26 protein-coding genes are annotated in these 26,416 nt (G+C 44.7%); 20 read left to right on the top strand and 6 right to left on the bottom strand.

Translation table 11 applies throughout. The features are described 5' to 3' along the window. The first annotated feature begins 19 nt into the window (after positions 1-19). From ACQ31U_RS05390 to ACQ31U_RS05480, 19 genes are all read left to right on the top strand, one after another. The gene (locus ACQ31U_RS05390; protein ID WP_431054050.1) at positions 20-1,189 is read left to right on the top strand and encodes a VENN motif pre-toxin domain-containing protein; all 1,170 of its coding nucleotides are present in this window, start codon (positions 20-22) and stop codon (positions 1,187-1,189) included. A 1-nt stretch (position 1,190) separates the two neighbouring features. After that, on the top strand, positions 1,191-1,487 hold the full coding sequence (locus ACQ31U_RS05395; RefSeq protein WP_431054051.1) for a hypothetical protein: 297 nt from the start codon (positions 1,191-1,193) through the stop codon (positions 1,485-1,487). Next, positions 1,471-2,010, top strand: coding sequence for a macro domain-containing protein (locus ACQ31U_RS05400; protein WP_431054052.1), 540 nt, complete (start codon positions 1,471-1,473; stop codon positions 2,008-2,010). Before ACQ31U_RS05395 ends, ACQ31U_RS05400 begins: the two co-directional genes overlap by 17 nt. Before the next feature lie 60 nt (positions 2,011-2,070). After that, the gene (locus tag ACQ31U_RS05405) at positions 2,071-5,019 is read left to right on the top strand and encodes a hemagglutinin repeat-containing protein (RefSeq protein WP_431054053.1); all 2,949 of its coding nucleotides are present in this window, start codon (positions 2,071-2,073) and stop codon (positions 5,017-5,019) included. Next, positions 5,016-5,543: a hypothetical protein gene (locus tag ACQ31U_RS05410; protein WP_431054054.1), complete on the top strand. Its 528-nt coding sequence runs from the start codon at positions 5,016-5,018 to the stop codon at positions 5,541-5,543. The genes ACQ31U_RS05405 and ACQ31U_RS05410 overlap by 4 nt, the downstream gene beginning before the upstream one ends. A 337-nt stretch (positions 5,544-5,880) precedes the next feature. Beyond that, positions 5,881-6,078 (top strand): VENN motif pre-toxin domain-containing protein, encoded by a 198-nt coding sequence (locus ACQ31U_RS05415; protein WP_431054285.1) that lies wholly within the window; start codon positions 5,881-5,883, stop codon positions 6,076-6,078. Between the two features lie 72 nt (positions 6,079-6,150). Next, positions 6,151-6,693 carry a hypothetical protein gene (locus ACQ31U_RS05420; protein WP_431054055.1) on the top strand — a complete coding sequence of 181 codons (543 nt, stop codon included), beginning with the start codon at positions 6,151-6,153 and terminating at the stop codon, positions 6,691-6,693. A gap of 7 nt (positions 6,694-6,700) precedes the next feature. Continuing rightward, entirely contained in the window at positions 6,701-6,913 is a 213-nt protein-coding gene (locus ACQ31U_RS05425) for a ribonuclease domain-containing protein (RefSeq protein ID WP_431054056.1), read from the top strand. Next, complete coding sequence (locus tag ACQ31U_RS05430) at positions 6,913-7,245, top strand: barstar family protein (RefSeq protein ID WP_431054286.1); 333 nt, start codon at positions 6,913-6,915, stop codon at positions 7,243-7,245. The genes ACQ31U_RS05425 and ACQ31U_RS05430 overlap by 1 nt, the downstream gene beginning before the upstream one ends. Before the next feature lie 121 nt (positions 7,246-7,366). Then, a complete protein-coding gene (locus ACQ31U_RS05435; protein WP_431054057.1) occupies positions 7,367-9,037 on the top strand; it encodes a hemagglutinin repeat-containing protein in 1,671 nt (556 codons plus the stop codon). An 83-nt stretch (positions 9,038-9,120) separates the two neighbouring features. Further along, on the top strand, positions 9,121-9,576 hold the full coding sequence (locus ACQ31U_RS05440) for a hypothetical protein (protein ID WP_431054058.1): 456 nt from the start codon (positions 9,121-9,123) through the stop codon (positions 9,574-9,576). A 59-nt stretch (positions 9,577-9,635) separates the two neighbouring features. Continuing rightward, positions 9,636-11,078 carry a VENN motif pre-toxin domain-containing protein gene (locus ACQ31U_RS05445; protein ID WP_431054059.1) on the top strand — a complete coding sequence of 481 codons (1,443 nt, stop codon included), beginning with the start codon at positions 9,636-9,638 and terminating at the stop codon, positions 11,076-11,078. Beyond that, the gene (locus tag ACQ31U_RS05450; RefSeq protein ID WP_431054060.1) at positions 11,071-11,337 is read left to right on the top strand and encodes a hypothetical protein; all 267 of its coding nucleotides are present in this window, start codon (positions 11,071-11,073) and stop codon (positions 11,335-11,337) included. The genes ACQ31U_RS05445 and ACQ31U_RS05450 overlap by 8 nt, the downstream gene beginning before the upstream one ends. Positions 11,338-11,440: 103 nt before the next feature. Beyond that, positions 11,441-11,629 (top strand): hypothetical protein, encoded by a 189-nt coding sequence (locus tag ACQ31U_RS05455; protein ID WP_431054061.1) that lies wholly within the window; start codon positions 11,441-11,443, stop codon positions 11,627-11,629. A 103-nt stretch (positions 11,630-11,732) separates the two neighbouring features. Next, positions 11,733-12,215, top strand: a complete 483-nt coding sequence (locus tag ACQ31U_RS05460; protein ID WP_431054062.1) for a DNA/RNA non-specific endonuclease — start codon at positions 11,733-11,735, stop codon at positions 12,213-12,215. Between the two features lie 153 nt (positions 12,216-12,368). Next, a complete protein-coding gene (locus ACQ31U_RS05465; protein ID WP_431054063.1) occupies positions 12,369-12,554 on the top strand; it encodes a hypothetical protein in 186 nt (61 codons plus the stop codon). Then, positions 12,551-12,913 carry a hypothetical protein gene (locus ACQ31U_RS05470; protein ID WP_431054064.1) on the top strand — a complete coding sequence of 121 codons (363 nt, stop codon included), beginning with the start codon at positions 12,551-12,553 and terminating at the stop codon, positions 12,911-12,913. The genes ACQ31U_RS05465 and ACQ31U_RS05470 overlap by 4 nt, the downstream gene beginning before the upstream one ends. Next, a complete protein-coding gene (locus tag ACQ31U_RS05475) occupies positions 12,910-13,371 on the top strand; it encodes a hypothetical protein (RefSeq protein ID WP_431054065.1) in 462 nt (153 codons plus the stop codon). Before ACQ31U_RS05470 ends, ACQ31U_RS05475 begins: the two co-directional genes overlap by 4 nt. A gap of 94 nt (positions 13,372-13,465) precedes the next feature. After that, positions 13,466-14,494 (top strand): hemagglutinin repeat-containing protein, encoded by a 1,029-nt coding sequence (locus ACQ31U_RS05480; RefSeq protein WP_431054066.1) that lies wholly within the window; start codon positions 13,466-13,468, stop codon positions 14,492-14,494. A gap of 15 nt (positions 14,495-14,509) precedes the next feature. On the opposite strand, the gene ppx is transcribed toward ACQ31U_RS05480, so the two are convergent. The 6 genes from ppx to ACQ31U_RS05510 all read right to left on the bottom strand — a co-directional run bounded on the left by ppx (position 14,510) and on the right by ACQ31U_RS05510 (position 24,762). Then, positions 14,510-16,036 (bottom strand): exopolyphosphatase, encoded by a 1,527-nt coding sequence (ppx, locus tag ACQ31U_RS05485; protein ID WP_431054067.1) that lies wholly within the window; start codon positions 16,034-16,036, stop codon positions 14,510-14,512. 40 nt (positions 16,037-16,076) lie between these two features. Further along, complete coding sequence (ppk1, locus tag ACQ31U_RS05490; RefSeq protein WP_431054068.1) at positions 16,077-18,161, bottom strand: polyphosphate kinase 1; 2,085 nt, start codon at positions 18,159-18,161, stop codon at positions 16,077-16,079. Between the two features lie 59 nt (positions 18,162-18,220). Further along, on the bottom strand, positions 18,221-22,189 hold the full coding sequence (tamB, locus tag ACQ31U_RS05495) for an autotransporter assembly complex protein TamB (protein WP_431054069.1): 3,969 nt from the start codon (positions 22,187-22,189) through the stop codon (positions 18,221-18,223). After that, positions 22,189-23,961 (bottom strand): autotransporter assembly complex protein TamA, encoded by a 1,773-nt coding sequence (gene tamA / locus ACQ31U_RS05500; protein ID WP_431054287.1) that lies wholly within the window; start codon positions 23,959-23,961, stop codon positions 22,189-22,191. The genes tamB and tamA overlap by 1 nt, the downstream gene beginning before the upstream one ends. A 163-nt stretch (positions 23,962-24,124) precedes the next feature. After that, a complete protein-coding gene (nadS, locus tag ACQ31U_RS05505) occupies positions 24,125-24,421 on the bottom strand; it encodes a NadS family protein (RefSeq protein WP_431054070.1) in 297 nt (98 codons plus the stop codon). A 2-nt stretch (positions 24,422-24,423) separates the two neighbouring features. After that, on the bottom strand, positions 24,424-24,762 hold the full coding sequence (locus ACQ31U_RS05510) for a hypothetical protein (protein WP_431054071.1): 339 nt from the start codon (positions 24,760-24,762) through the stop codon (positions 24,424-24,426). Positions 24,763-25,009: 247 nt separating this feature from the next. On the opposite strand from ACQ31U_RS05510, the gene ACQ31U_RS05515 reads away from it, so the two are divergent. Continuing rightward, positions 25,010-26,311, top strand: a complete 1,302-nt coding sequence (locus ACQ31U_RS05515; protein ID WP_431054072.1) for an extracellular solute-binding protein — start codon at positions 25,010-25,012, stop codon at positions 26,309-26,311. Positions 26,312-26,416 lie beyond the last annotated feature (105 nt).

The raw sequence follows: 26,416 nt of genomic DNA on the forward strand, positions 1-26,416 counted from the left end.
GGAAGCGGCGGCAGAGCTGTTGGCACAAACCCTCTACGGCAAAAAGGCGAGCGACCTGAACGAGCGCGAGAAACAGAACATCACCGCCCTCAGCAGCCTGACAGGGGCATTGGCGGCAGGGATGGCGAGCAACGCGACAAACGGCACGACGAACCTCGCTGATACGCTTGCTAATGCCGCGATTGGGCAGGCGACAGCGGAAAGTGCTGTGGAGAATAATGCGCTTTTAAATCGTCAGGGTGAAAGCTATCTGAGATCTGAAAAGGATAAAGCTCTAGTCGAATTGTTGAAAGAAAACGGTGTAAAATCTACAGAAGATTTTACAGAGGCGTATCTCGCTTGTATAACTGACAGTTGTCGCCAACAAATCGAAGTATTGAACAGTCAAGCGACTTCTGAGGGGCTTGAAATCATTAAGCAATTGGCAGAAAACGAAATAATAAGTCGAAATGATTATACCGATATTATTTCAACTATTTTGCCAAAAATGGCGGAAGGCGCATTAGTTTCAGGTAGAGAAGTTGGAGCTGAAAGTCGCTTATATAAGAACGATGTATCAGAGGTTGTTGGTCATTATGCAGGCGGTGGTGACAGTGATATTTATCGGATCTTTGATGAAAAGAGCTTAAGAGACTTAGGTTATGACGGGGTTGGATTAGATAACAAGTTAAAAGATACTGAACACTGGGGTAACGCTTGGGAAAGTGGCGTTGTGATTGGGCGTGGAGTAAATTCACCTATATCTTCAACTAACACAAAAGATAAAGATTTTAAAATAGCGACTGAATATTTAAAAGATCTTCCAGTTACAGGTGTTGTAAATAATTATCAACCATTAAAATTAGGAGAAAAAGCAAAAATAGATGGTGTTGAGCATATAAGAGTTGGACGCTGGATGTCAAAGTATGAATTAGAACGTATACAAAAAGATCAAAAAATGATTTCAGGTGCGGGAGGACAGACTTTCATATCTTTGAATGGAGCATCTGATTTTAGGGGGGCTGCACCAAAAGGTAGTGTATATGTTGAATTTAATTTACCTACTAATAGCTTAATACAAGGGGGTAAAGAGGGATGGTTTAAAACTATTAGTGAAGAAGCCTTATCTTCTCAAAAATTTAGATTAATGAAACAGGGAGGGGAGCTATCACCTAAAATAAATAATATAAAAATTTTGGATGAAAAATAATATGGATTTAATAGAAATTTTTTACCTCAATATTTATCCTGAAATGAAAGTGTTTTTTGATTTTAAAGAAAGTTATTATAGAGAAGGGCAATTTGGAGATTTAAAGAGATTTGAATTTTCTAGTAAGAGTTTAAGGTATGTTGGAATGTTTGATTTTTGGAGTGGTAATTGGATTGAAATATATTTGTTTGATATGCTTCTTGAACAAGATCTTTATCATAGATTATTTTCTCCAGATGAATTAAATGAAAATTTATTTTTGGATTTTGATAGGATAATTCATGAAACATATTTTTAATAAAATATTTATTATAAAAGGTGACATTACTAAAATATCTGTTGATGTGATTGTTAATGCAGCTAATACAAGTCTTTTGGGTGGCGGCGGAGTTGATGGGGCGATACATAGAGCTGGAGGAAAGAAAATTTTAGAGGAATGTTATAAAATTAAAGCTATGCAGGGTGGCTGTAAAGTTGGAAATGCAGTTGCTACAAGCGCGGGTAATCTACCTGCAAAATATATTTTCCATGCTGTTGGTCCTGTATGGCAAGATGGGCTACATAATGAAAATTTCATTTTAGAAAAAACATATAATACTTGCTTTTCTTTAATGAAGTATTATGGACTAAAAAGCATTTCATTTCCAAATATATCAACGGGAAGATATAACTTTCCCAAAAAACAAGCTGCCGAAATTGCACTGAAATCTACATGTGAGTTCTTGATAAGTAATGATTTTGTCGAGAGGGTTAATTTTGTATGTTACGACTTTGAAAATTATAATCATTATTTAAATATTGTTGATGGTTATAGAAGTTGAGGTTTTATTTGCGAAATTTAGAGTTTTAAAATTTAATTAAAAGTAATTGCATAAATATTAATGAACAAAAACACCTACCGTATAATCTTCAGCCAATCCCAACAACAATTTATTGTTGTTTCGGAGCTGGCAAAATCGAAAACGCCTTCTGAGCGCAGAAGTGCGGTAGGTAACTTTGTACATTTTAGTGATGGCGTGTCTATTGATTACCAAGATCAACACGCCTCCAAAAACGCCAAATCCAACGATCGTTTAAACGCGTTGCAAACCGCGGCACTGGCAGCCAAAGGCTACGGCACCTACCAGGGCTTATCGGACAAAGGTTATCTGATAAAAGGCGAAGTCGGCGTTGGCTTTAGCCAATCGAAAAGCGACAGCGCCCGTTATAGCGAAAGTGCGGTTGGCAACCATCTCAATGGGGCAGAGGGTGTAAGTTTGACGGCACGCAGCGGCAATATTGATGCGACCTACACCACTCTCACCACCCGAGACAGTGAGGGCAAGCGCACGTCGGGCGGTACGGTTGAGTTTGACGCGGCAGGCAAGATTTTACTGAATGCGGGCGTGGACGGTTATCGCCAACAAAGCAGCCAACGCAGCAGCGGCGCGCAAGTGGGCGTGGGTTATTCCGTCGGCGAACAAACGGGGGTCTATGCTTATGTTGAAGCCGGTTATAACCGCAGCGGTCAGCAGGGTGAAGGCATTTATCATCATAATAGTGTTGTGGATGCGGATAAGGTTATCGTCAAAAGCCAAGGCGACACCACGTTGAACGGTGCGGAGGTGCATGCCAAACAGATTCAAACCCGGATTGGCGGCGACTTGACGATTAACAGTTTACAAGACGGGGAGCAGCAGCGAAGCAGCGGCAGCAGTGTCGGCGGACGGGTGCAGGTGTCGTTCGGTACGGCTTGGGAGGCGAGTGCCAACGCAAGCGCACAACAAGGCAGTGCCAATCGTCAACAGGTCAATCGTCAAAGCGGTTTGTTTGCCGAAGAGCACTATGATGTGGAGGCGAATAATGTTCACTTGAACGGCGGCGCCATCACGGGCAAGCAAACCGACAAAAATCGCCTTGTTACCAACAAACTGACCTTCAACGACATTGAAAACCGTAGTGAGAGCAAGGCGGTGAGTGCGAGCATTGGGGTGAGCGCGAGTTCGGACTTGAACAAGGACGAAAACGGCAAGGTAATCAAAAACGACAAAGGCGAGCCGGAACGAGTGACGGACGTCAGCCCGACGGGCGGCTTGCCGATGTACAGCCGCAGCAAGGATAGCAGCGTCACCAAAGCGACCTTGAGCGAAGGCACCATTATCCTCGACAAAGACAGCCAACCAACCCAAACCACGGCGGCAGCGTTGGGGATTAACAGCGACAGCACAACAGGCAACGCGCAAACCGAAAAACCAAAAGACATCAACACAACGCTTGCGACACAAAAAGCCATGCAAAGTGCGGTTGCGGACATCAGTGCAGGGGTAGCGAGCTTCAGCAAACAGCAACACACTGCCGCCCAAGCCGAACAGGCGGAAGCCCAAGCCAAGCTCGAACAAGCGGCAAAACGCGGCAATCCAGCGCAATATGAACAAGCCAAAGCCGATTACGACGCAGCCAAAAGCCAAGCGGAGGCATGGGGAACGGGCGGTGACTACAGCCGGGCACTGGATACCGCCAGCAAAGTTATCAGCCTCGCACTCGCCAACGGCAGCTCAACACAGCTATTGGCAACCGCACTTTCACCGGAAGCGAACAAACTTATTAAAGCGTCGACAACAGATAAAGAAGGCAACGTCGATAAAGAGGCGAACCTGCTCTTGCACGGCATCCTAAGTGCGGTCGAAGCGCAAGTAAATGGCGGCAGTGCGTTGGGCGGCGCAGCGGCAGGGATAGCGGGGGAAGCGGCGGCAGAGCTGTTGGCACAAACCCTTTACGGCAAAAGTGCAAGTGAACTAGATGAGAGGGAGCGGCAAAATATCTCGGCGTTGAGTAGTTTGAGCGGCGCATTGGCGGCAACGGTGACGGCACAGGCAGATGGAACAGCTACGGATAGCACAACTACACTTGTTAATGCGGCAACTGGGCAAGCGATAGCGGAAAGTGCGGTTGAGAATAATTATTTAAACAGTGCTAAACATCAAGAAAAAACATATTTATTAAATCAGTTAGCAAAAGGTGAGTTAACAGAAAAAGGCAGAGAGCGATTAGAGGAGCTCATTCAAGAAGACTTGGCGACAAACAAAGCGTTACTTGATGCTTGCAGAAGTGCATATAGTGCAGAATGTGCAGAGGCAAGGAAAGATGCTATTGCAGCAAAAGAAACTTATACGGCACTAGCTTATCATTTGCCAAAAGAAAAACAACAAGGCTATCAGGAAATTGCTGACTTATTGAATAGCACAACACCTGAAGCTAATGTTGCCCGAGTTATGTATGAAGGATATGTAGAAGGTTATAAAAATTATGGGTTTAGTCAGGAGGAGTCGGAAGAATTAGCGAGCTATACTTTAGCAGGATATAGTATAGCGGGAGCTTTATCAGGCGTTAAAATTAACCCTCAAGGTATTCTTAATAAGGTTAAATCGTTAGCCCAATATGAGGTGATTGTAGAGCCGGGAACAATAGGGTCAAATTTTGGTAATGTTAGAATTATCAAGAAAACATCGGCGATACCTCACCCTGAACCAATAGCGGCTGGTAATGGTCTAATTTATCAATCGAATCCTAAACATACCAAGGGGGGCGCGGGAAATCGACCTAATGCAGGGATTGAACCGACAAATTCTTTAGAACTATTTAATAGTTCTATCGAAACATCTGATCCTAAAATAAGATTATCAATAGATACAAAAGGAAATATTCATAGATTTTTCAATGAAAGTAAGGATGGAGTAGGCGCTTTCCATTGGGCTGGAAGTACAGGTGATACTATTTCACCAATGTCCAAAAATAGAGAGCTTAAAAAATTTAATAGAGAAATAAAAAGATTAGAAGGAGGAAATAAATGATTTTTGGATATGATGAGTTTCCTGATAAAAAATTTCTAGTACATATAGATATACTTGAAAAAGATAATTCTTTTTTATATGGTGCTTTTAATTTTATTTTTCAAGAAAAAATATATCCAGCATTTGGCACTGGCTGGACGATAAATCTAATAACTGAGTATATGGCAGGACTATTGCAATTTTCTGAAGGTGAATTTTACTATGAAAATAGTGATATCCTTGATGGGAGAGAACTATTTAAAGAAGCGGTAATATCAAGACTTGGTTATTTTTATGACACTCCTCATCAGATTATTCCAGATGATGATTTTAAAAAAAAATATCCCCAAAAAATTGGTGTTGAATTGGAAGTGGCAGAATTGGGAGATTCTGGGTTGGAGATTTATGTTTTTAAAGGAAAGTGTGGGGAATATTTAGTTTTTCATTATAACGATATTGTAACTAAAGTTAATATAGACATTAACAATCTTAAGATTTTAGTGAATAAAATATATAAATTTATTAATGAAATTAATGTGCAATAATATTTAGGTTAAAGCTAGTGTTTGATGGGTGGTAATTGATTCATTTCTTAACAAATACTATCTTGCAGAAAAATGGAAAGTTGAGAGAAGAAATTTTAATGCCAATGATAGAGTTAATTGGAGATATTAATGTTTTTATTCAGTGTTTGGGTCTGAAAGAAGGTGGTAATAAAATATTTTCAGCAATAGTAATTATATCAACGGACTTTAATATTGATGAATTTGACCAATTTAATATTAAACAAAGGTATTAGGCGCGATTGAAGCCTACGCCACCGGCAACAATGCCGCTGCGGACGCAGCGGGTGCGGCAAGCGGCGAGTTAGCGGCAAAAATCATCACCGAACAGCTTTACGGTACAACAGCGGATAAACTTACCGAAGAGCAAAAAGAAACCGTTTCGGCGCTAAGCCAAATTGCCGCAGGCTTAAGCGGCGCCTTGGTCGGCGACAGCACCCAAAGTGCGGTTGTGAGTGCAGAGATTGGAAAACGGGCGGTGGAGAATAATTCATTATATGGTGATGAATTTAGGTGAAAATTAGAAGAAGATAAAGCGCGTTATAAGCAAGAAGTGAGGTATAAACTCGGTCATAATACAGCCTCTCAATTGATTAACGGTGTTATTAATGTTATCGCTGAAACAGGTGATTTTGGTGTCCTTGCATTAGATGGCGCTTTTGATGCAAGTGCTGCTTTAATAACCTGTGCGATTGGCGACAGTTATTGTGGGCAGGCTAAAAAAGATTTAGCTTCAAAAAATCAGGGAGCAGTAGATGCGTTAAATAGCCTGATGAATGGTGATAGCTGGAATGCAATAAAGTCAATGGCAAATAATGCTTATTATGGAGATCAGACAGCGCTTGAACATTTATCCGGTATTTTAACCGGGATTGCAATACCGATTAAGAATTTGCCTAAAGGAGTTAGTGCAAACGAGAAGCTGCCTGTTGTAGATAAAACAGTAGGTTATCCTATAACCGAATTTAATCATCAAGCACATAATGCAGCAATATATGAAGCATTGAAATTAGATCTAAAAACTCAGCAAGCGGCTAATCATTTGATTGATAGCTTAAAGAATACAGGAAAATTACCAGAGAATTATGTTAGTAAATTTAAGGCTGAAAGTTTAGGGTGGTTGCACAGGTAAAAAACCTGTGCCAGATGGAAAAATACTTGGTGGTGATATTTATTTAAATAGTAATGGATTGTTACCAAAAGCTATTGATCGCATATGGTATGAAGCTGACGTTAATTATAATGGCACAAAAAGTAGAGGTGGGGAACGATTATTATACTCGAATGATGGTTTGCTATATTTTACAAGAGATCATTATAACACCATTGAACCAATGGGGAGATGGAAGTGATGAATAATATAAAGCATATTTATATTGATGGTAATAATATAAAAGATACAAAGTCATTCCATAAAAAAATAGGAGATGCTTTAAATGCTGAGTTTTTTATTCATGGTTATGGATATAATCTTGATGCTCTGAGAGATGTAATGAGTATGGGGGCAGGGTTGAATTCGGTATTATATTGGTGTGATCATGATGTTTCAAAAAAATACTTGGGAGATGATGAGTTTTATAAAATAGTCAATGTCCTAACCTATGTTGCATCAGAGTCTAAATATAAATGTGAAGTATTTAGTCAGTATAAGGATAAATTCCCATTTAAGTTTTATTTAGAATAAAATACCTGTGATAGCACAAGTTTGTAACTGGTGCTATTAAATGAATAATCTTGTATAAGGGAAAAAAGGGGTGAAGTGGAGATTGTTTAATAATGATTATTACAATCAATGCCAAGGTTTTTTGGCACCAGTTACAAACTTGTGCTTGACCTTCGGTTCACAAAGCCAATCCCATCAATACGACGAAAAAGGCACGACCCAAAGTGATGCGCGTGCGGCGGTAGGTAGTTTGTCCGGCAATGTGACTATCCAAGCGGGCAATCATGTCAATATTCTCGGTACCGATTTGATTGCACAGGCGGACAAGGCGATTGATATCAGCGGCAAGACACTGAAAGTGGAAGCGGGCAAAGATATCATCGAAAGCAGCGAAAAACATGAATTTAAGCAGTCGGGTTTAACCGTGGCACTGTCCACGCCGGTGACGGACGCCGCGTTAGCAGCACGGCAAAGCCTGAAACGCAGCGGAGAAGTGAAAGACAGCCGTTTGAGCGCACTTTACCAAGTGAAAGCGGCGACGGAAGCGGCGATGGCGGCACAGGCTGCCGCGAACACGGCGGACACCATCGGCAATATGATGAACGGCGCAATGCAAGAGGGGGCGACGTCGAATCCGCAGGTGAAAATCTCGCTCAGTGTCGGTTCGAGCCAATCCAAATCGACCAGCCATACTCAACAGATAACCCACAGCGGCAGTGAAATCAATGCGGGTAATATCAACTTGCGCACGACGGAAGGCAACCTTGATATTCTCGGCTCACGCCTGAATGCCATCAACACTACACTTGACTCGGCAGGTGACATCAATATTCAATCGGTGCAAGATGAATACCGCAACCGCAGCGACAATAAAAACAGCGGTTGGAGCGTAGGCGTGTTCGTCGGCTCGAACGGCAACAGCTACGGTTTTGGCGTTGAAGGCTCGGCACAGGTCGGCAAAGGCAGAGAGAACAGCGACAGCGTGATTCAACGCAACAGCGACATCAACACACAAAACCTGACCTTAAACAGCCAAGGCAGCACCACGGCAGCCGGTGCGGTGATTAACGCTAAACGGCTGGACGGCACGATTGCAGGGGATTTAACCCTCGCTAGCCGCCAAGACAGCAACCATTATGACAGCAAACAGGTGCAAGCCGGCGGCAGCTTCTCTATCACTTACGGCTCAGGTGGCGGCGGTTCGGTCAATGCCAGCTTGAGCAAAGGCAAAGTGAACTATGCACAAGTGACTGAACAGACAGGGTTGAGAGTGGGCGAAGACGGCATGAACCTTCATGTTGGGGGCAACACGCACCTGAAAGGGGCGGTAATAGACAGCCAAGCAGAGGCAAGCAAAAACCGCTTCAGCACGGGCAGTTTAACCACAGAGAATATTGAAAACCACAGCGACATCAGTATTCAGAGTATTAGCGCAGGGGTTTCAAGCAGTGGCGGCATGAGCCCAACCCAAGCGATAGGCATGGCGGCGAGCTTGCTGGGCAACATGAATAAAAGCGACAGCAGCACGACACAAAGTGCGGTCAGCCAAAACATCAACCTCGATGTGAGAGACGGCGAAACCCCGACAGCACTTTCGCGCGACACCGAAAACGCCAATCAAAGGGCGGTGCGGGGAATAGACCTAATGCAGGGATTGAACCGACAAATTCTTTGGATTTATTTAATAAATCAGTACAGGTTGAAAAGCAAAGATTCACCATTGATTCAAATGGTAACATTCATAGGTTTATGGGGGATAGTACCCACAGTTGGCATTGGGCGGGTTCTACATCAGATAAAAGTAGCCCATTAATATTAACCAATCGCCAAAAATCTAGCTTAAAAAAGCTATATCCTGATCAAAAACGTAATCCAAACTTAAAGTAAGGGATAATTATGAATAAGTTAATCAATGAAACAAATGATTTTGGTTTTTTCTGGTCTTGTGATGAAATTGAACGAGGGTGGTATTTTGGAGAAATAAAAATTTTAATAGGAGAGACTATATATCCAGCTGGAAATGATGAACTTTATACTTTGAAAATAGTTTTTTCTAATTTAAAAGAGTCATTTGTTAATAAATACTATCCAGCAGGAATAACAAAAAATGGAGAATTTGGGGAAAAGAATTTTGATGTAAATAAATGGGGTAAACTGACATTAAAAGATGTATTTGCAATAGAAGTTACAGAGTTGGGAGGAGGACATACTCAATTGGGACTATGTATGGGTTATTCTGGTGATAGTGAAAGACTTTTTTATAGCTTTGATAATGAAAAGAGCTTTAATGAGATTAGATATCCAAAGGGCACAGTGGAGAAAATTATATTTTCGTTACCTGATTTTCCATAATAATTGGTGGAATATTAAATAAAATTGCCGGGCCAATCTAATTTATCCTGCACGGTATTTTGGGTGCGGTAGAAGCGCAAGTTAACGGCGGCAGTGCGTTGGGTGGTGCGGCGGCAGGGATAGCGGGGGAAGCGGCGGCAGAGCTGTTGGCACAAACCCTCTACGGCAAAAAGGCGAGCGACCTAAACGAGCGCGAGAAACAGAACATCACCGCCCTCAGCAGCCTGACAGGGGCATTGGCGGCAGGGATGGCGAGCAACGCGACAAACGGCACGACGAACCTCGCTGATACGCTTGCTAATGCCGCGATTGGGCAGGTGACAGCGGAAAGTGCGGTGGAGAATAATTATTTATTTAAACAAGAGCTTGCACGACAGCTAGAGCTCGTTGCCAAACGCCAAAAAGAAGGCTTAACGGAAGAGGAAGCCCAAGAATTAACAGACTTAGTGAAACTGGATCATCAGCGAGATAAGGATTTGCAGCTTGCTTGTTATGGTGGAATGACCACAGCTTGTGCAAATGAACTGATTACCTTGAGTTCAGCATTTTATAGTTATGGTGATCCAAAAGCTGAAATACAACATGGAGAATATAAAGATATTGCCACCCAATATGCCAATGCGAAACGCGAATATGCAGAGGACGTGGCAAGAGAAGCGTTAGTCAAAATTGCAAAAGAGGGGATTACGGATTCTGTTGAACTGGCAACGATTACAGCAAAAGCGATGACGGGCGACGAAGTTTCACAAGCGCAATTAAGTGAGATGGGGCGGGCGATTAAAGCCTTTGCTGAAGCACCAATTACAACGATTTCAGACAACATAAAATCACAATTAGCGGAAGCGGATAGATTAGAAGCCAGTGGTCAAACACGAGAAGCGGATGTGATGCGGATGCAGGTGTATTTATCAACCGAACTCGGCGTAATTGGCAGTACAGCAGGGGCTTTAAATCTGGTGAAAACAGGAGCTAAAAGTGCGGTGAAATTGGGTAAAACTGATGTTATTTCTAGCCCGATTGGTTACCCACTAACTGAGGCTAAAATTAATGAAATTCTATTGATTGAAAAAGGAAAGAGACCAGATCCAACAGAATATTTACCTAAAGAGTACATAGATGCACATTTATCTCAGTTTGATGATGGGGCGGTTAGGTTTATTCCTGAAAGTAATTTTAATAAATATGGGCTATCCCAACGAGATAATACAGCTTTTGTTTTGAGCAAAAAAGAAGCAGATGTTTTATGGGAAAATTCAAATGGAAATCTAAGAATTATAGAAAAAGAGCTTGGACTGCCAGAGAATTATTTATCTAACAATATTTTAAGAGTAGATATTAATGAACCACATCGTTTTAATTTAAGAATACCAAGCGGAAATGAAGCTGGAGTAAATGAACAGTGGGTTCCAGGAGGGAAGTTACCGAATGGTAAACTTGAAGCTATTATTGATTTTGATAATAAATTTAATCAATATTTAGAAATAAGGAAAATAAATGAGTAGATTTAAAGATATTTATGTAAATAAAGATAATTTTTTTTCCATTGGGATAGATACATTAGATAATAGATATTATATATCAATACCATTAACTATTGGTATAGCCGATTATGAAGAGCATTATATAATAAATGATGATATGTTTTCAAATTATCCAAATAATCTTGATGAAGTTATTAGATTTGTTGATGACTGTAAGAATAGAAAGAATGACCAATATTTAATAGATGATGTATGGGTTAATAGAGGTGTGCCTTATTAATGAATCTAAATATTATTGATAAACAAAATTTATTGCCTATAGGATATTGGGTAAATAAGGAAGTAATGAATGTTTTTATATTGGCTTTCAATATGGTGGACATATGGGAGGCGAGTGTGAAATTGCTATTCCTAAATTATTGTTTGATAAGTTTTGTGATAATGAGGCGTGGAGATTGAATGTTATTAATCGTTTCGCAAAAATATTATTTTTGGCATTGCCAGAATTAAATATCCCAATTCCAGAATCCGAGCGTAATAAGACAGGTGTTGTTCCTATTGATTGGAAATAGTTGAAATTTATTTTCCAAAGTTGTGTATGCAAAGGATAATCCTCTAAGGATTTGGGAGATATAAGATGAAGATAGCCTTGATGATAGTCATGTTAATATTGATATGGCAAGACAAAAAAGGAGTGAGGCTTATAAAGCAATCAATCAGTTGAGACCGAATGCTGAATACAATCTATCAAATGGAACTTATTTTCGAACTAATCAGAATGGATATGTTGAAGAAATATCATTTAAGCCTGATTTTGAAAATAAAGGTGTTCGAGATGGTCGTCAGACTGCGGTAGGTAAAGAGGGGATTGATGGAGATGTAGGTGGGCACATCCAAGCTTGCGCAATGGGTGGTTCTTGCGACCATTATAGTTTATTTCCACAAAATAGCAATTTTAATAACTCAGCATATAAGATCTATTTTGAAAATATACTTAGAAAAGCTCATATTGAGGGAAAGACAGTGGATAATATAACTGTAAAATTCATGCGTGATAATCTGAGTTCATCAAGACCAGATAAACTAGAAGTGAGATTTATAATTGATGGCGAGGAGTTCACTCAGGATTTTATTAATCAAAAAGGTGGTGGAAAATAATGAAAAAGCAGTTTGATATACTTAATAGTATATGTCGAATGTTTTTTGAAGCTAACAAAAAATTTGATACTCTAAGATATATATAGGTTTAATCCAGATGAAGGTTGGGTGGAGACTAGGCTATTAATAGTAGTTAATGGTGTTCGGCAATCTATGAATTTAAATGCGGAGTCTAATAATCAATTGAAGGGTTTTTGTCAAAAGCTTTATGCTGAGATGCAAACTCAAACTGGTGGTGACTGGAGAAAGTTTATATTAACTATTAATGAAAACAGTGAAGTAAAAACTCAATTTATTTATGAAGCACAATCCTATATGGATGAACTTAAAGATAATTGACAATTTATAGTTTATATAATGATGGCGGAGAGCTAGTTATTGCTCAATATTATGAGAACCCAGGGCATCACGATCCTAAAGGGAAAAATCAAGTTCAATATAATAATACAAAATCAGTAATTCCTGAAAATCATGTGGAGCTATGGAATAAAAGTTTTATTGTAGATGATGACCCTGAAAATAAATGGGCTATTGAATATAGAAATAATATCCCTGTATATCATCGTTTTCAAAATGATAATAATGGAAACTTTCATTGGGATGGTTCAACTGATGGTCAAACTTTATCTGGTCAATCTAGAGCTATAAAAATGAATGATATACCTAAATCACTTAAAGATTTGGGAGGTGTAAAATGAAAGTGGGAAACTCTAATTTCTATTTCGAAATAAATGAAATGGAATTGAAGCAAAAGCTAGTCCCTCTCCAAATTGTTATAAGTGGAAACGTGTTGGGAACATTGGATGATACTACATACCTTCCTTCTTTATTGAGTTCTTTAGAGCTGATACTAAAAGAAACATATTATTATGATGAAAGTATAAATTGCAACAACTATAAGAGTAGGTTTTTTTTAAATGGTGATTTTTGCTCTGGTTATAGGATAACGTTAGAGGATAGTTTTGATGATTTTATTAAGCGGTGCGCTAGGAATGATAAAAAAGTTTTTTCGCTTGGAAACTTAATGATGATGCTTTTTTTAACTATGAAGAGATTGATGGAGATGATGTTTTTTTCTAGCATTGATTTAGTGGATTTTATTTCTATATTAGAAAAATTAAAAGAGTGGTATCGTAATAATGTTGGTGAATATTGATTTTTTAATTTAAATTTTGCTATGGTAAATAATGAATAAAAACTATTGAATAACCGTCAGTGAATCAAAGCAATAATTTATTGTTGTTTCGGAGTTGGCAAAATCAAAAATGCCTCCTGAGAGGAGAAGTGCGGTAGGAGGTATTTGTTTTAGTGATGATAATCGTATTTATGTCGGCGAAGTCGGCGTTGGCTTTAGCCAAGCGAAAAGCGACAGCGCCCGTTATAGCGAAAGTGCGGTCGGCAACCATCTCAATGGGGCAGAGGGTGTAAGTTTGACGGCACGCCGCGGCAATATTGATGCGACCTACACCACTCTCACCACCCGAGACAGTGAGGGCAAGCGCACGTCGGGCGGTACGGTTGAGTTTGACGCGGCAGGCAAGATTTTACTGAATGCGGGCGTGGACGGTTATCGCCAACAAAGCAGCCAACGCAGCAGCGGCGCGCAAGTGGGCGTGGGTTATTCCGTCGGCGAACAAACGGGGGTCTATGCTTATGTTGAAGCCGGTTATAACCGCAGCGGTCAGCAGGGTGAAGGCATTTATCATCATAATAGTGTTGTGGATGCGGATAAGGTTATCGTCAAAAGCCAAGGCGATACGACGTTGAACGGGGCGGAGGTGCACGCCAAACAGATTCAAACCCGGATTGGCGGCGACCTGACGATTAACAGTTTACAAGACGGGGAGCAGCAGCGAAGCAGCGGCAGCAGTGTCGGCGGACGGGTGCAGGTGTCGTTCGGTACGGCTTGGGAGGCGAGTGCCAACGCAAGCGCACAACAAGGCAGTGCCAATCGTCAACAGGTCAATCGTCAAAGCGGTTTGTTTGCCGAAGAACATTATGATGTGGAGGCGAATAATGTTCACTTGAACGGCGGCGCCATCACGGGCAAGCAAACCGACAAAAACCGCCTTGTTACCAACAAACTGACCTTCAACGACATTGAAAACCGTAGTGAGAGCAAGGCGGTGAGCGCGAGCATTGGGGTGAGCGCAAGTTCGGACTTGAACAAGGACGAAAACGGCAAGGTAATCAAAAACGACAAAGGCGAGCCGGAACGAGTGACGGACGTCAGCCCGACAATAGTACTCCCTCCGTACGTGGAGGGAGGGAAATGTTAGGTGCTGGGCAAGCGATTACTTAAACTGCAAATTAATCTCTAGGCTGCTCATCAAAAAAGCTTGTTCTTCGCCTAATTCACTTTGGGTCAGCGGATTACGTTCCAAATAGCCTTGCTCAAATTCCAGTTCCCAGCGGTTGAAATTGCTGCTGACATCGAGGGTGAATTTATCAGTCAGTTCGGTGGCGCGGCGCGAGCGGTTGATGATGAGGGCAAGGCGCAGCAGCACGATTAATGCCAACACATCTTGCAGTTCGTAACGGTTGTCGTTTTGAATATCCGCCGGTTTGAAGGATTTGATTTGGAAACGCACTAAATTGGCTAACAGCCGTTGTTGGCAACGGTCAAAGCCCGGCAGTTCGCTGTTTTGGATAATGTAGGCGGAGTGTTTCTGTACCCCGCTGTGGTTGATCATAATCCCGACTTCGTGCAGTAATGCCGCCGATAACAGGATATTCTGCATATCGGCACTTAAATCGGCATTTTTCCAACGTTGGTATTTTTGCCCGAGCAGTACGGCGGTGTCGGCAACGCGCAGGGCTTGTTCCTGATCGACGCTGAAATGCCCCATCAAGCTGTTGACGGTGCGTTCGCGAATGTCGTCCACTTGGAAACTGCTTTCCAACCCGTACATCACGCCTTCACGCAATGCACCGTCGGAATAGCGCATTTGTTCGAGGCGATAATTTTCAAATACCGCACTTAGAATTGCCAAACCGGGTACAAATACACTGACTCGATCTTCACTTAAGCCGGCAATTTTCAACTTATCAAAATTATCAAATTTCAGCACTTTATCAATCAGTTGCCGTAAATTGTCGGCGGTGATCACGCCGTCGCAATCGAAGTTTTCACTGACAATCTGGCTGACGGTTTTAATCGTACCGGAAGAACCCAACACCGATTGCCAGCCGAGATGACGATATTCCCACGACAGATCTTCGATTTTCTCCAATGCCGCTTGTTTGGCTGCTTGGAAACTTTTATTGCTGATTTTGCCGTCGGCAAAATAGGTTTTGCCGAAGCTGACGCAGCCCATATGGCGGCTTTCGGCGATCAGCGGGGTGAAGCCTTCGCCGATAATCATTTCGGTTGAGCCGCCGCCGATGTCTACCACCAGTTTACGCCCGCTTTCCGGCTGGGTATGCGACACGCCGGAGTAAATCAGTTTGGCTTCTTCGGTGCCGGAAATAATACGGATCGGAAACGGAAAAACCTCGGCGGCTTGTTGTAGAAATTCATCATTGTTGACGGCACGGCGTAAGGTATAGGTGCCTACCGCGCGTACATTTTCCGGCGGAAAGCCTTGCAGCCGTTCAGCAAACAGTGCCAGGCAAGCCACCCCGCGCGCAATGGCTTCCTGACTGAGATACAGTTTGTCGTCCAACCCCTGTGCCAACTGCACCCGTTGTTTTAAGCGCGACAGCACCTGAATCGAGCCGTTGACAATGCGGACAATGATCATGTGAAAACTGTTGGAGCCCAGATCGATTGCGGCGAATTCTTTGGCGGTCGATTCCGTTGAGGTGGTTTGTTGGTTCATAATAATTACTCTTTAGTTGCTTGGTCGGTGACTTAGTCTGTTATTTGGTCGATACGGTTTTGGCGGATAGATAGTCGTGAATCGCCAGCTGCGAGCGACAAGCCGGCTGCCGGTTGCGCACATATTCATTTTTCTCTTTCGCGTCAATGATACGCGCTTTGACATTGTCTGATAACTGGATTTTCAGAATATCAATCACGCACTGTTTTGCCTCGGCATCCAATAGCGGCGCACCGACTTCAATCCGGCGATCAAGATTGCGCGTCATCCAGTCGGCGGAAGAGATATAGACATCCGGATCGCCGTTATTTTCAAAATAGTACACCCGCGGATGTTCGAGGAAACGGTCAATCACGCTGATGATTTCAATATTTTCGCTCAATCCCGCTACGCCGGCTTTTAACGAGCACATGCCGCGTAGGATCATTTGGATTTTAACCCCGGCTTGGCTGGCGTTATACAACAGGTTCACCATTTGCTGGTCAACCAGATTGTTAATTTTGATAATCATCCCGCTCTTCTTACCGGCTTGCGCATTCTCGATTTCGCGGTTGATCAGATAAGACAGTCGGATTCTGACGTTAATCGGCGAAACCAGCAGGTGGGAAAATTTGGTCGGGCTGAACGGCATTTCGATAAAGCGGAATACCCGTTTGACTTCTTCGGTGATGTTGCTGTTTTTGCTCAGTAAAGCGAAATCGGTATAAATTCGTGCCGAACCTTCGTGGAAGTTACCGGTGCCGACATGGGCATAATTCACCAGTTGGTTGTTTTCACGGCGGGTGATCAGGAATAATTTGGAGTGGATTTTAAAGCCCGGTGAGGAGAACACCACCTTGATATTGCTGTCGGTCAGGCGTTTCGCCCAATTGATATTGGCCTCTTCATCGAAGCGGGCTTGCAATTCGATAATCACCGTCACCTGTTTGCCGTTGTTGGCGGCATTCATCAGGGCTTCGATAATGCGGGAGTGTTTCGCCACCCGATACAGGTTGATTTTAATTGCGGTTACATTCGGGTCAAACGAGGCTTGGCGCAACAATTCGCAGATCACGTTAAAACTGTGGTACGGGTAATACAGCAGAATGTCTTTTTTGGCGATGGCATCGAGAATAATCCGTTCGTTTTTCAGTTGCGGGTGGGCAATCACCGACAGCGGCGCATTGACCAACTCTTTTTTGCCCAAATCCGGAAATTGCAGCAAATGCTTGAAGCTGAGATAGCGCCCGCCCGCTTCGACCGAGTCCAGACTGCTGATGTTCAAACGCTGTTTCAGTAATTTCAGCAGGTTTTTCGGCATTGATTTTTCATACAGGAAACGCACCGGTTGCGCGGTGACCCGTTGCTTCAGGCTGGTTGACATCAGTTCTAATAAGCTGTATTCCACTTCGGTGATCAAATCGTATTCGGCATCACGCGTCATTTTGATCGAGTAAGCACTGATTTCATCATAATCAAAAATCGCATCGGCAAAGATATTTTCCAGACAAAAACGGATCACGTTGTCTAATAAAATAATACCTTGATGGCGTTTATAACGCTCTTTTGGCAGCACGATAAAACGTGAAAGCGAATCGGACGGAATCGGCAGAATCGCCAGGGTTTGGATTTTTTTGTTTTTCTTCAGTTCGATAATCAGGTTCGAGTTGTGTGCGCTGAGCGATTGCAGCAAATCAATATCTTCATTCAGAATAATCGGGAAAATATATTGTTTGATTTCGCGTTTAAAATAATCTTTGAGCCAGTTTTGATGATAAGGGGAGAGTTGGTTTTCGTTCAGTAGGAAGATTTTATGCTTTGCCAGCCGTAGCATTAGGCGGCTGTAGATTTCATCGAATTTTTGGTTTAACTGTTCCGTTCGCTGCTGAATCACTTCCAATTGGCTGCGGATCTGCTGGGCGGGCAGCGACTCCTGCTCACGGATGATCAACAGCTTATGCTTCAGGTTGGCAAACCGCACTTGGTAAAATTCATCCAGGTTGGAGGCAAAAATCCCCAGAAAGCGGATCCGTTCTAACAGCGGATTGCTTTCGTCATAGGCTTCTTGCAGCACCCGCTCGTTAAATGCCAACCAACTCAGCTCTTTTGAGGTGTAGCTGTTCTCATCGATTTCTAACGTTAACATCTGGTTTCTCCTTTTTAAATACAGCATTTTTTATAATATGGCGCTGTTTGCGTCTTGATTTAAAATTCAAATTGGTACAACAAATCAACAGCTTGGCTTACCCCCGATACCGATTGTAAAAACAGTTGCGGCATTATTTTATATCGTAAAGTTAATTCTGCCAACGGTTGAAACAAGCCGACCCCATATTTGATTTGCAGACGCGGGGTGATATTGCCGCTGACCACCACTTGCGAGTTGTCGCCGATACCGGCGGTATCCAGCGTTAAATCGCTGATTCCAAACGCTTCGCCGATACCGCCGACCAGTTTGCCGCTCTTGGATAAGCCCAAGCCCAACATTGCGGCGCCAATCGAGGCGCTGGAAGCGGAGTCGCCGCTGTTATCCAAACCGCGTCCGGTCAACAGGTAGGAAAGGGCTTCGTCCTGCGACATGCCCGGTTCGGAAAAGACCGACACATCGGGTTGATCGGCAATGCCGGTCACTTTAATGCCGGCGACGATTTTACTGTTTTCCATCGCTTCCGGATTACGGATGGCTTCGATATTCAAGAACGGCTGCGACGCCAAACCGGAAAAGCTGATTTGTCCGCGCCGGATTAATAAATCCTGTCCGAATGAGGCATAGCGGCCGTTTTGGATATTGACTTGTCCGTACAGCCCCAAGGTTTTCTCTTGCCGTACCGCCAACGTTCCGTTCAGGTTGGCTTTTAAGCCGTAGGCGTCGAGAAACACATCATTGCCGATATTCACGGTAATGTTGGACGACACCGCCATGCCCGCTTGGCGCGCCAGTGCCTGTTGCTGCAACGCTTTGCGAATCTCCACTTTGTTTTTGCCGTCGACAATCACCAGATCGCCGCTGACGCCGACCGCACTTTCCGGCAGTTGTTCAATCGTAATCCGCGCCCACGGCACATCGACATTGCCGGTCAGATTGAGCAGCTGCGGATTAATATTGGCTTCGACATTCGGGCTGACTTCGATTTTGGCAATGCCGGGCATATCCAGTTTGAAACGGTTGGCTTGGGCTGCGATCCGTGCCTGCCACTGTTCGAGCGTGCGCCATGAGGCGTCGCCGTTCAGGTTCAGTTGGCTGTCCGGTGTTTTTAGCGTGCCGTTTAAAGTGGACGATGTGCCGTTGAAGGCGATGTTCAGCTGTCCGTCACTGACTTGGAACGGGGTTGAGAACAGCTTGGTGCGAATGCCGGTGATATCGAAACGCCCGTTCAACAGCGGCGCTTGCAAATCGCCGCCAAAACGCAAGCGGCTGTTGACCAAGCCTTGCACGTTTTCGCCTTTGGCGAGCAGCTGGTTGAGCAGATTCAGATTGAAATCCTGCAGGTTCAGATCGCCGGATAAACCGCGGCTATTCGCCAAATCGGTCAGGGTGAGATTGGTTGCCAATTTGCCGTTTTGATTGATCTCGGTTTCCGCTTTGAGCAGCAGGTTATTGTTCTGAATCTGGCTGTTGATCTTGAGCCGGTTGAGCGCAATCTGGAAAGTGCGGTAGTCAATCCGATGTTTGAACCCCAGTTGGTTGCTGGTGAGTGCCAGCTCCAATTCAAACGGTTTGTCGCTATGCCATGCCACTTTGCCGCTGCCGTCAATAATGCCCGAAGCTTGACTGTTGTTATCCAGAAATTCGTTCACCATCGCTAAATTAATCTGTTTCAGCTCAAACGGAATGTTCCCGTTGTTGCCCGCGGTAAACGGCTGCGGGAAACAGAGTTGCGCCTGTTGGTTCAGCCAACAATGGGCGGCAACATTGGCGTTGTTTTGCTTAACGTCGAAACGCACCGCCACGTTTTGATTATTGTTCCAGTTGCCGACCGGCGAGTGTAACCGCACTTGGCTGAGCGTGCCTTGCCAAATTTCGTTGGCGCGATCAAAGCCGCCGTAAATATTCAAGGTGCCGGAGACCGGTTCGCCTTGGGTGCGCAGATTCAGTTTGTGATTTTTTTCATTGCCTTCGGCAATCAGTTTGGTTTGCTGTAGCGTGACATCGCCGTATTTGAACGAGTCTAGGTTTAAGTACAGGGCACCGGCAATGATCTCGTCCATGGTCAAACGCCCTTTGGCGCTGAAATTGCGCAGGCGGAAGTCTTGGTAATCAATATTTTTACTGACCAAATCCAGATCGGCGGACGGTTTTTGCAGGCTGCCTTGAATATGGATATTGCCGTTTAGTGAGGCAGACAAGTGCGGTAGCAAGCCTGCCAAATTGGGCGCATTAATCTGCGCTTGCAGATCGGATTCCTGATCCAAATGCCCGTTGAGTAACATAGTGTTGTTGCCGTAAACCAGTTTGACTTGTTTCGCATCCAGCACGCGTTGATCGTTGCTGTGCAGTTTGCCGCTGAGTTGTAACGGCTGATTGTTTAGCCGTCCGTCAATCGCCAGTTCGTCAATCGCCAGCTGCCAACTGTCGCCCTTAGCCTGCCCCTGCGTGGTTAAGCCGCCGTTCAGCACCGCCGCCCATTGCGGCAGATAGCTGCGGGTGTCGATATTGGCGAGTTTGACCGCACTTTGCCAGCTGACGCCGTCATGCCATGCCAGTTTGCCGTTTAATTCGGCATTGCCGTTGAGCGCTTCGATTAACAAGGCTTGAATCTCTAAATCGCTAATCGTGCCGTCGGCATTCAGGCTGACTTTGGCGGGCGGAATATCCACGCCGCTGATTTGGCTGTCGAGGGCGATGTGGTATTGCGACAAATTGCCGTCCAGTTGCAGTTCAAGATCCTGCAAGCGCACGTCCGGCTTATCTTTGGCTTGTTCGTCGCCTTGGTTTCGCGTTGCAAACGGATACTCGAATTGCGGGCTTTTCAGGGTCAGTTGTAACGGATTATGCGCTTGATTCAGTTGGATTTTCCCGTCCAAACGCATATCCGCCGCGCCTTGGGTCGTGAACTGTAACTGCGTGGTTTGTTTCAGCGCGCCGCTGAGATTGAGTGTAACCGCACTTTGCGGCAACAGCAGTTCTTCGCCTTGCAACAACGGATAAATTTCCGCGCTTAGCTGCAAGTCCAGTGGGAAATCCTGTTCCAAACGGATATTGCCTTTGCCGTCGATATCAAGCAAATCACTGTTCAGCGTCAATTGCTGTAATTGCACTTGGTAGCCGGTTGCGTCGGCAATCAGATCGACGCTTGGAACCGCGATATCCAAGCCGTTCTCCCACGATTCGCGGTAGTGCCAGTCACGCCCGTGTAAGCCTAGCAGATGAATATCAAACGGCAGGGTGACTTGTTGCAACTCGGCTAACAGCGGTTTTGCCAGTTGCCGGCGTAAGGCGTCCCAGTCGGTCACTGCCGCGGTTTGCGCCGTTTCAGCGGTTTTATCTTCTTCTTTCGCCGACGCCGGATTTTCTGCCATCGTTACGCTGAATTTTTCAATTTGAGTCGGCTGAATCGTCAAGCCTTGCTGATTATCGAGTGAAAGTGCGGTTTGGAATTGCTGTAGCGCAAAGCGCATGTGATCGACTTTGGTATTCACCTCTTGCAAGCTGACATTGCGGATCTCGACCGCCAGCGGCAGCGTGAGTCGTCGTATTCCGTCGGATGACGGTTCGCGTGGTTCGGACGGCGGTAACAATGCGGTATCCACTCCGACCGCCACTTGTTTTAGCGAGACATCGTCAAGACACAGTTTGCGCTGCCATAAACAGGAAAATTGCAGTTGCGCGCGGGCTTCGCCGACTGCGACGCCGATCCCGTCGCTGTGGTATTCGAGATGGTGTAAGACGAGACCGTCACTCAAATTGCCGCTGACTTGTTCGATTTGCAGCTCCTCCAGCAGATGATCCGCCAATTTCAGCAGCGCGCGTTGTCCGTAACCGCTGCCAATCAAACCGACTAACAGCGCCAACAGTAACAGCAGTGCAATGGCAGCGGAGCATAACCATTTGCGCCAACCGCACTTGTGTTTTTTCTTGATTGCGGTGTGCGCTTCGGTTTGCGGTCCGTGATGTGCTGTGCCGTCAGTGATGTCGGTTGCTGCGGTGCTTTGCGCCGTTTGTGTGTTTTTCATTACAACTCTGTTCCTAGCCCGATATAAAATTGAATATTTTTACTGTTGTCTTTGTCGTTGATTGGCGTGGCGATATCGAATTTGACGGCACCGATCGGTGATGCCCAACGCACACCGATCCCCGCCCCGGAACGTAATTCGGCGCGGGAGAAGGTATTCGCCGCCAAGCCGGTGTCGTAAAACACCGCCGCCCACCAGTCTTGATAGACCTGATATTGATATTCGAAATTGGCAATCGCCAAGCGTGAGGCGCCGACCAGTTTGCCGTCTTTATCTTTCGGTGAGACTTTTTTATAGCCGTAACCGCGAATACTGCGGTCGCCGCCGGCGAAATAGCGTAAGGCGGGAGGAATGCGTGCCAATTCTTTGGTGTTCAAGTAACCGACTTCAAACCGTACCAAAAAACGGTGATTAGCGGCGTAAGTGCGGATCCAGGCAGAGGAAGCCCGCACGCTGAAAAAGTCCACATCTGACATCCACAGCTTGCGCCCGAGGTTAAAGGTGACATTTTGTGCATCGCCCCAGCTTGGGAACATGCCGCCGCGTATCCGAGTGCGGTTAAAACCGACGGTCGGATAGAGCAGGAAGGTTTTATGCGACACACCTGCTTGGGTGAAGTCGTCGTAACGGGCGCGTACGCCGGCAAAATATTGCCAGCCGCTGCTGTGGTTCCAATAGCGCAAGCCGGCGAGGGTCACGGTATTGGATTTGGTATCGTTGTTATCTTCCCGTTCCATCCCGCCGGAGAATTCATAGTAGTAATTCATCGGATTGGCAAGCAATGGCATACGGTAGGTTGCTTCTACGGTTTGTTGCGGCGCTGACAGATACAGATTGCTGCGGAAGCTGTGCCCGCGGCTGTTAATCCACGGACGGGTCCAACCGACTTGCAGTCGCGGTCCGACATCGGTCGAATAGCCGATCCCCAGCTCCATACTGTTTTTCTTTTTCGGACGCAATAACACATCCAGATCGACCCGTTTGGCGTCGGCGTCCAAGTGCGGTTCCAACAACACCGAGCTGAACCAGTTGCTGGAACTGTAGTTGGAGGTGAGGGTGGACAAATCGTTAATCAGATAAGGTTCGCCGGCTTCGATCGGCAGCATATTGCGCAGGTAGTCTTCACGGATTTGCGAATGCTTAAAATTGACCGAGCCATAGTGATAACGCTTGCCGCTATTAAACACAATGTGCCACACCGCTTCATGTTCGTCCGGGGTGACCAACAGTTGCGACAGCACAAAATCGGCGTCAAAGTAACCGCGCTTTGCCGCGAGACTTTGCAGCGAGGATTTATAGTCGTCATATTCGCCTTGATTTAAGACCGCACCGACCGGCGGCAGGGTTTTATTCAACGCAATAAATTCGGGATCAAGATTGGCGTCGCCCAAAATTTGAATCTCGGGGGCGGCGTTTTTCACCGGCTGTGCCAATACCACATCGGCAAACAGCAAATCTTTCGCCGGTGCGGGGCGGGTTTGCAAGCGGAAAGTGATTTGATTATTAAAATAGCCTAACGCACGCAGGGCATTTTCAATGGTCTGGCTGACCAGATATTGATAGCGTTCCGAACCGTCCGCTTCATCGTTGCTCAACTGCGACAGGTGGATTCTGACATTGTTACTCAGTTCCGGATTGGTAATCCCTTGCACCCGCAATAATACCGTTTGTTGTTGCTGCGGTGTTTGCGTCTTGTTATCCGTATCCGCAAGTGCGGTTTGCGCGAGGGCGGCGAACGCTAACAGAAAAATTTTCGCTAAGCGTCCGTTCACTTTCCCTGTGAATGACTGCCATGGTAATAATTTCACATCAACTCCATAGGTGTTGGTCTTTGTTTTTTATATTGAAGATCAATTTTTAGACCGCAATATCGGCATTAAGTTTACCGCCAAGCGCACCTTATGCCAATGGTTTTGATGTGGGTTTACTTTTATGTCAAATCACTTTTAATGCCGAGATTAAATCGGGCTTCAGTTCCAACATCAGTAATAATTTTCTTGCCGAACCACTGGGAACACGGCGCAGGGTTTCCCAAGATTGCACCAACGCCAAACTGACTCCAAGTGCCTCGGCAAACTCTTGCTGCTTTAAACAGGTTGTAGCGCGAATTTTTTTTACATCAGGAATTTGATGAACGTGTACAGCATCAGCATTTGCCTGCTTTATACCATTCTCAATCTCGACCATTTCGTTTAAACCTGTGAGTAAGTCATTAAACAGGGCTTTATCCATACTTATTCCTTTTCTTGGCTCAATTTATCAGTAATTTGTTTCATTAATGCTTTTTCGGCTTGGGTTAAATTATCCTGTGCATTTTTAGGGTAAATCAGCAAGAGATATAGCCGCCCTTTCGTGCCGACATGGTAATAGATAATCCGCACGCCACTGCTTTTTCCTTGGTTATTGTGACTTGCCCAACGTATTTTTTGACAGCTGCCGGTGTGTTGCAAATATTTTCCCAGGCTATGATTCTCCAACAAATATTGCTGTAGTGCTTGGAATTCATCATCACTCAATAGGTCAGCTCGTCGTTTGGAAAACGGGCTCAGTTCAATAAACGTCAGATAGCGCATAACACCAAAATCCTCAATTCGAAATTGTACAATGTACAACTCTTATGTGCAATTAAATTTATCAAGTCAGCAGAGTTATCAATAAAAATGAAAAGTTGCCAATAACGGATAACGATTTTCTCGATCCCGATCGTAATTTTGGAAAAAATGCCAGTTTTATATTGTCATCAAAATGTAACACTTCTTTGCTACAGTGATTCGGCTCAATGTCGAGCGATTAATTTTCGAATTCACTGAAGGACTGTTTATGTTTAACAAATCACTTTTGATTAGCGCACTGGCGACAGCAACTGTTTCTTTCTCTGCGTCAGCCGCAACGGATATTACTTGGTGGCATGCGATGGGAGGGCAGTTGGGGGAAACTGTCAACAAAATTGCGGCGACTTATAACGCTGCGCAACACCAATGTAAAATCGATCCGATTTATAAAGGCAGCTATGAAGAATTATTAACCGCCGGCATTGCCGCTTTCCGTGCCAAACAAGCCCCGAATATTATCCAAGTGTATGAAGCCGGTTCGGCAACCATCATCAACGCCAAGGGCGCATTGACGCCGGTTGCCGATCTGTTTGCCGAAAGCGGCGTGGCATTTGATAAAAATGATTATCTGCCGGGTATTCGTAACTTCTATGCCGACAGCCAAGGCAAAATGATCGGCATGCCGTTCAACTCCTCAACCGTGATTCTCTATTTTAACAAAGACGCGCTCGCTAAAGCCGGTGTGCAACCGCCGAAAACCTGGGAAGAATTCGAGGGCGTAGCGGAAAAATTGAAACAAGCCGGTTATATCGCATTGTCGCAATCCCATTCGCCATGGATTTTGTTTGAAAACTTCCATTCGCGCCATAACTTGCAATTAGCCGATCAAAACAACGGTTTTGACGCACCGGCAAGCAAATTGAACTACAACAACCCTGATCTGAAAATGCACCTGAGTAAATTCAAAGAGTGGAAAGACAAAGGTTATTACGGCTACTACGGCGAAGGTTGGGGCGACAACCAAACCCCGTTTGAGAAAGGCGAAGTGGCGATGTGGTTAGGTTCAAGCGGTTCATTCGGCGGCATTAAAACCCAAGCCGATTTTGATTTCGGCACAACCTATCTGCCGTACTGGGATTCGATCACCAAAGGCAAAGAGTACAACACCTTTATCGGCGGGGCGGCGCTATTTGCCTTCTCCGGTAAATCGAAAGAGCAGAATGCTTGTTCTACCGACTTCTTCAAATTCTTGAGCAGTGCCGAGGTGCAGGCTGATTGGCATAAAGAGACCGGCTATGTGCCGATCACCACCGCCGCGTACGAAAAAGTGAAAGTCGAAGGTTACTATCAGCAAGAACCGGCGGCGGAAACCGGCATTTTACAGTTGAATTTACCGGGCGGCGAATGGACCAAAGGCTACCGTTTGGGCTTCTATCCGCAAACCCGTGAAGTGATTCGCAGCGAAGTGACTAAAATGTTTACTGGCGGCACCGAGGTGGATCAAGCGCTGACGGTGATTGAAAGAGATGGTAACCAATTGCTGTCGCGTTTTGCACAAACCGTCAAATAACCCAAAGTGCGGTTTTGGCTGAAAAGCCTTTTCCCTTCCTTCGTCCTTCGGACACCTCCTCCGTTTACGGCGGGAGGGAATATTTTTCGGTTGTTTGATTTTTAG

Origin of the sequence: Testudinibacter sp. TW-1, from assembly GCF_050613185.1 — a bacterium.
Taxonomy (GTDB): Bacteria; Pseudomonadota; Gammaproteobacteria; order Enterobacterales; family Pasteurellaceae; genus Chelonobacter.

What these genes read in the sequence shown, in the direction of transcription:
- ACQ31U_RS05395 (WP_431054051.1), top strand. Translation starts at nt 1,191, where the DNA reads ATGGATTTAATAGAAATTTTTTACCTCAATATTTATCCTGAAATGAAA.
- ACQ31U_RS05400 (WP_431054052.1), top strand. Translation starts at nt 1,471, where the DNA reads ATGAAACATATTTTTAATAAAATATTTATTATAAAAGGTGACATTACT.
- ACQ31U_RS05405 (WP_431054053.1), top strand. Translation starts at nt 2,071, where the DNA reads ATGAACAAAAACACCTACCGTATAATCTTCAGCCAATCCCAACAACAA.
- ACQ31U_RS05410 (WP_431054054.1), top strand. Translation starts at nt 5,016, where the DNA reads ATGATTTTTGGATATGATGAGTTTCCTGATAAAAAATTTCTAGTACAT.
- ACQ31U_RS05430 (WP_431054286.1), top strand. Translation starts at nt 6,913, where the DNA reads ATGAATAATATAAAGCATATTTATATTGATGGTAATAATATAAAAGAT.
- ACQ31U_RS05440 (WP_431054058.1), top strand. Translation starts at nt 9,121, where the DNA reads ATGAATAAGTTAATCAATGAAACAAATGATTTTGGTTTTTTCTGGTCT.
- ACQ31U_RS05450 (WP_431054060.1), top strand. Translation starts at nt 11,071, where the DNA reads ATGAGTAGATTTAAAGATATTTATGTAAATAAAGATAATTTTTTTTCC.
- ACQ31U_RS05455 (WP_431054061.1), top strand. Translation starts at nt 11,441, where the DNA reads ATGGGAGGCGAGTGTGAAATTGCTATTCCTAAATTATTGTTTGATAAG.
- ACQ31U_RS05460 (WP_431054062.1), top strand. Translation starts at nt 11,733, where the DNA reads ATGGCAAGACAAAAAAGGAGTGAGGCTTATAAAGCAATCAATCAGTTG.
- ACQ31U_RS05465 (WP_431054063.1), top strand. Translation starts at nt 12,369, where the DNA reads ATGAATTTAAATGCGGAGTCTAATAATCAATTGAAGGGTTTTTGTCAA.
- ACQ31U_RS05475 (WP_431054065.1), top strand. Translation starts at nt 12,910, where the DNA reads ATGAAAGTGGGAAACTCTAATTTCTATTTCGAAATAAATGAAATGGAA.
- ppx (WP_431054067.1), bottom strand. Translation starts at nt 16,036, where the DNA reads ATGAACCAACAAACCACCTCAACGGAATCGACCGCCAAAGAATTCGCC.
- ppk1 (WP_431054068.1), bottom strand. Translation starts at nt 18,161, where the DNA reads ATGTTAACGTTAGAAATCGATGAGAACAGCTACACCTCAAAAGAGCTG.
- tamB (WP_431054069.1), bottom strand. Translation starts at nt 22,189, where the DNA reads ATGAAAAACACACAAACGGCGCAAAGCACCGCAGCAACCGACATCACT.
- nadS (WP_431054070.1), bottom strand. Translation starts at nt 24,421, where the DNA reads ATGGATAAAGCCCTGTTTAATGACTTACTCACAGGTTTAAACGAAATG.
- ACQ31U_RS05510 (WP_431054071.1), bottom strand. Translation starts at nt 24,762, where the DNA reads ATGCGCTATCTGACGTTTATTGAACTGAGCCCGTTTTCCAAACGACGA.
- ACQ31U_RS05515 (WP_431054072.1), top strand. Translation starts at nt 25,010, where the DNA reads ATGTTTAACAAATCACTTTTGATTAGCGCACTGGCGACAGCAACTGTT.